Source organism: Microcoleus sp. w1-18aA5, assembly GCF_036701705.1.
In the GTDB taxonomy this organism is placed as follows: domain Bacteria; phylum Cyanobacteriota; class Cyanobacteriia; order Cyanobacteriales; family Microcoleaceae; genus Microcoleus.
The window spans coordinates 1-4,761 of sequence record NZ_JAUPTE010000148.1 but is presented as its reverse complement, the minus strand read 5'-3'; the positions used below and the strand labels follow the sequence as shown (position 1 = coordinate 4,761).

Genomic DNA, 4,761 nt, shown 5'->3' with positions numbered 1-4,761 from the left:
TCTTGCACTTTTTTCTCGATCGCGCGATCGAAAACCCAGACCACGCAATATGCGAGCGATTATTCAGCAAACCCTACTTAATAAAGTGAACGAACGCCTGGTGGAAAAAATGCGCGAAACCATCCCAGTCAAACCCGAAAAAAAAAGGATTCGGACGCAAAAAATGAATCACCCAATCAAGGAAAATTAATCGTAGATGCGACCTGTGCTCCAGCGGATATTAGCTATCCGACGGACTTAGGGCTATTAAACCGAGCCCGAGTTCATACCGAAAAAATCATCGACATTCTCTATAAATCTCTCACAGTAAAAATCAAGAAAAAACCCAGAACCTACAGAAAAATAGCCAGAAAAGACTACTTAGCAGTAGCCAAACAACGACGACCGACCAGAAAAAAAAAATCCAAGCAATTAAAAAACAACTGCAATATATCAAAAGAAACTTGGCTCATATTGATCAGCTAATCGAATCAGGTGCGACTCTGGAAAGTCTGACCAAAAAGCAATATAAAACTTTGCTAGTCCTCACAGAAGTCTATCGCCAACAACTCTGGTTATTTGAAAATAACAAACAGAGTATTGAGGACAGAATAGTAAGTTTAAACCAACCCCACATCCGTCCCATTGTTAGAGGTAAAGCAGGAAAACCAGTAGAGAGGCGAGCTAAACTGTCAGCGAGTTGCTTTGATGGCTATGTGTTTTTAGAGCGAATAAGCTGGGATAATTTTAACGAATCAGGAGACTTAAAAGCCCAAGTAGAAGCATTTAAAAGTTACACAGGATACTATCCAGAATCAGTCCATGCAGATCGCATTTATCGAACAAGGGAAAACCGAGCTTGGTGTAAAGAAAGAGGAATTAGAATTAGTGGGCCTCCGTTAGGAAGACCACCAGCAATTGTGAGTAAGGAAACAAAGAAACAAGCCTGGGAAGATGAGAGAATTCGTAACTCTATTGAGGGCAAGTTCGGGACTTGCGTAAACGAAGATTCAGCTTGAATCGCGTGATGGCAAAACTTGATAATACTTCTGGTACAGCTATTGCTATTACTTTTTTAGTAATGAACCTTTCTACCTGGTTAAGACGGGTTTTTTGTGTGTTTTTATGTCAAAAACCAAAAATCACACCTGTTTACGGGTTAATCATTACTAAAAGCTATAACTGGGCAAGTTATAGTCAACAAAAAATTATGTTTCGCCGAGCTTGAATCACCCATTAATTGCGATAGCGAGTTTTCTTAACTTATTCAGCAAGCCCTAGTTAGTTATGTAACATTCCCTCACACTTCGCCCTCAAAACAGAGGCACGAGTATATGCTCGTTGGCTACGCACGGATTTCAACCCTCGACTAAAACCTGGACTTACAGCGAGACGCTCTGCTCTGGGCCGACTGTACTGATGGCTGGATTGTTTTCCAGATAAAGGTTTTAGCTTGACTGAGTTTCAGTGTTTGAGGTCAGGGAGCTAGTTGCATTTAATGCGGTCTCGGTTGGATGATTGCGGTCTGGTTGCATTTAATCTGGTCTGTGTTTCATTTAATCTGGTCTGAAGTTTGGCTTCAGTTGCATTTAATGTGGTCTCGAAAAAATCCTGATTGCGGTCTGGAGTGATTATGATTGCGGTCTCCTACAACTACTCAACTAGAATGAAACAGCCCTGGCGTTTAAGCAGTTTGATATTATTGATAGCCATTGCTTACAGTTGTGCTGTGATTCAAGGTCAAAAAATCAAGACGATGGGAGTGCCGAAATATGTGGGCAGGTTAGTTGAATACGGGCGCTCAATACGTCGTTCTAGTAGTTTTTGGATAGGATTATATAGTCAATACTGGGTAATTGGTATGGAATGCAAGTCGAGAGATTATTACGCTCATTAATGAGAACCAGGCGAAACAAACTACCATTTTTTCAGAGGGGTATGAGGGCTATGTCCTTGATTCTATCTGTGTTCTGACTCTTGTTGTCACCCCGTCAGGCGCTCTTCCCTTCTTTCCAGTTGACATCAATCGAGTTGATCAACATCGCAACAGTTCATCCACATGATGTAAAGAGAGATTTTCAGTTTTTTCGAGAGTTAGATTAACTCGATTCGCATCATTGCGATGGTTATTTTCACTCTCTTAACTGAAATTATAATCTTTTTGCATATTTTATCAGCCGGAAGTCTTGGCTTGTTGCCAAGATAGCGGGAAGCTGACAATCTTGCTGAGGGAAAATAACGAGCGCGCAGATTCTTCTGCAATCGCAGAAAGTGACTTTCTTTCTGCCGATGATAAAGGGGGTAGCTAACCCGGATTATGAATCTCTTCCCCAATGCTATTCCTCGACCTCTCCAAACACAGGATTTTCAAATCAACCCGGTTTATGAGCGTAAGTTCCGCTCGCGTGACAAAACTAAATACTTTATTTTTGATGAAAATGTAAATCCTCCGTATCCAATTACCCCACTGCAAACTCAGTAAATTGACGCACGTAAGGGGCTTTAAAAGCTAAAACAATATCTTCCTTGGGAACTCCGGCGGCTACTAGCTCATTCGCTATTCCTGCTTCCGTTCTATCCCTCTGAATCCAAAATTTACCATCTTTTATATCGACGTGAATCACACAGCCGTAAACCCGTTTTTGCTCGTCCCAGCCCAAATGAACCACATGATAATGCTCTCGTTCGGTATCAAAAAGTAATTGAACTTCTGTTTCAGTATCCAAGTCATTCCTTGAGTGTTGAGACAGAATTGTTTGGATTAATTCTCTGTAGTTTACTCTTTCCATAAAAGTATCCCCTCTTGAATAGCATCAAAAATGAGTAATTTGAGCTGATGCTCTGCAATTAATTCTTGAATAAAACGATTGCTGAAAAAATCATTATACACATCTTGGTTTATTGCTAAATACAAAATTCTGTTGGGTTGCTTCTTTCTCAGGGCAGAACGATAGCTGAGAAATTGACCCAAAGCTATATAAAAGCTGGCTAAATCAGATGCACCGATAAAAGATTTAATCTCTACAGCAATCTTGAAGCCATCTTTCTCTGCTGCTAAAATTTTCTCCCCTGCTAAGTCGATAAAAAAATCAAGTTCCTCTACCTTGATAAAAAGAGGATCGTGAGTGATGATCCATCCCTGCTTTATAAAACTTACCTAAACCTACCTAAAGTCGTCTTTAGATACAATTCAGGGTTTACTTCCTACGCTGTTGGGTAGACGGCTAATCCCAAGATAAGTAGGCTATTCCCCTCAAGCCGAGGGTTCCCAATTTAAAATATTCAAACTTGCGTTAAAATCCCGATCTAAAGATATGCCACAAGCAGGACAGTCGAAAGTCCGAACGCTTAGTGGCATATCTTTTTTGTTGCCACAATTCGAGCAAGTTTTGGTACTAGGAAACCACTGGTCTACCAGTACCAAACTAGCCCCATACATTTGACACTTGTAGTCGAGTTGCCGTTTTAATTCGTAAAACCCAAGATCAGATATTGCTCCAGCTAACTTATGATTCGCCATCATTCCTTTGACGTTTAAATCTTCAATCTTAATTAGCTTAAAAGTTTGGGCTAAATAAGTTGTCAACTTATGGAGAAAGTCTAGGCGAATACGAGCTATTCTTGCATGGAGTCTGCTAATTTTATTGTAAGTTTTGCGCTGATTCTTAGAGCCTTTTAGCTGTTTAGATGCTTGGCGCTGCAAAGTAGCAAGCTTGGTTTTCGCTTGCTTTAACGGTTTTGGCGCATCAAAAACCTGCTGGGTTGACAGCGTGGCAAATGACTTGATGCCGACATCAATTCCTACAGAACTTTCAGACTGCTGAACCGGGAGACGTTCTGCATCAACGCAAAAAGAAACGAACCAGCGATTTCCTTGTTTTGAAATCGTGAAAGTTTGAGAGATAAAACTACACTCTAATGGCTCAAAAAGCCGAAAAGTTCCCAAAGTAGGAATCTTAATAGTGTTGCCAGCGGTTAACAAAACTTTGCCGTTAGATGAATCAACCGTAAAAGATTGACCGTCTCGACGGCTAGCAAATTTTGGATGACCTGCCTTTCCTGAGCGATATCTACTAAAAGCATCTTTCAAGTCAATTAAAGCATTTTGATAAACTCGACTAGACAACTGGTTCATCCAGCCGAATTCAGGCTTTTTCTTGACGTAGTTGGTAAGAACTTTTTTAACTTCGTTGATCACCTTCGAGTCTGTGAATTTTCCCTCGCTATACATTTGAGTCCGCAAGCTTAACCCAAAGTTAAATACTACGCGCCGGAATCCTGCGTGTCTTGCCATCAAAGTCGCTTCGTTGTTATTCAGTTTGAGCGCTCGTTTGAGGGCAAACACAAAACTTCCTCTCAATGATTAACTCTGGAGAATTTTAGCAAACTATTTGGCACTTTAGTCAAGCTCTTTTTCTAAAGCTGAACGAACAGCATTGTGAAAGATATCTTCTTCGGACATATCATACCCACGAAATTGCTTAACCGAGCAGTATTGATTGCCATTTCGCCATCATATCATTACAGCCATTCGCGATCGCACTCCCCAAAAATTCCCCCCACGGAGCATAACTCTCCCACCCACCAGCGATAAAGCAATATCAGGCGATTCCACAGCAAGTAGCCCAAAAAAACAGACTAACGCTCTTTCATCACTCTGGATAAAATAAAACAACGGCATACCAACTTTATCCAGAGTCTAATGTTGTAAGCTGTTCGACATCTAAACTGCATTAACTAAGTTACCTTTGTTTTTGATCTTTCGGTTCCATTTCATAATTA

The 4,761-nt window shown here is 40.7% G+C and carries 4 protein-coding genes and 1 pseudogene; 2 read left to right on the top strand and 3 right to left on the bottom strand.

The features are described 5' to 3' along the window. Together Q5691_RS27280 and Q5691_RS27275 are read left to right on the top strand one after the other, a co-directional pair. Positions 1–1,207: pseudogene (locus Q5691_RS27280) on the top strand (IS5 family transposase); the annotation flags it as partial. A gap of 438 nt (positions 1,208–1,645) precedes the next feature. Then, positions 1,646–1,876 carry a hypothetical protein gene (locus Q5691_RS27275; RefSeq protein ID WP_333348347.1) on the top strand — a complete coding sequence of 77 codons (231 nt, stop codon included), beginning with the start codon at positions 1,646–1,648 and terminating at the stop codon, positions 1,874–1,876. Between the two features lie 562 nt (positions 1,877–2,438). On the opposite strand, the gene Q5691_RS27270 is transcribed toward Q5691_RS27275, so the two are convergent. The 3 genes from Q5691_RS27270 to Q5691_RS27260 all read right to left on the bottom strand — a co-directional run bounded on the left by Q5691_RS27270 (position 2,439) and on the right by Q5691_RS27260 (position 4,324). Beyond that, the gene (locus tag Q5691_RS27270) at positions 2,439–2,768 is read right to left on the bottom strand and encodes a XisI protein (RefSeq protein WP_106332496.1); all 330 of its coding nucleotides are present in this window, start codon (positions 2,766–2,768) and stop codon (positions 2,439–2,441) included. Continuing rightward, positions 2,756–3,127 carry an element excision factor XisH family protein gene (locus tag Q5691_RS27265; protein ID WP_333348350.1) on the bottom strand — a complete coding sequence of 124 codons (372 nt, stop codon included), beginning with the start codon at positions 3,125–3,127 and terminating at the stop codon, positions 2,756–2,758. Before Q5691_RS27265 ends, Q5691_RS27270 begins: the two co-directional genes overlap by 13 nt. A 105-nt stretch (positions 3,128–3,232) precedes the next feature. After that, positions 3,233–4,324: an RNA-guided endonuclease TnpB family protein gene (locus Q5691_RS27260; RefSeq protein ID WP_333312339.1), complete on the bottom strand. Its 1,092-nt coding sequence runs from the start codon at positions 4,322–4,324 to the stop codon at positions 3,233–3,235. Between the last annotated feature and the right edge of the window lie 437 nt (positions 4,325–4,761).

Bases quoted from the DNA above. Each gene is read 5' to 3' on its own strand.
- Q5691_RS27270 (WP_106332496.1), bottom strand. From the start codon at position 2,768: ATGGAAAGAGTAAACTACAGAGAATTAATCCAAACAATTCTGTCTCAA.
- Q5691_RS27275 (WP_333348347.1), top strand. From the start codon at position 1,646: ATGAAACAGCCCTGGCGTTTAAGCAGTTTGATATTATTGATAGCCATT.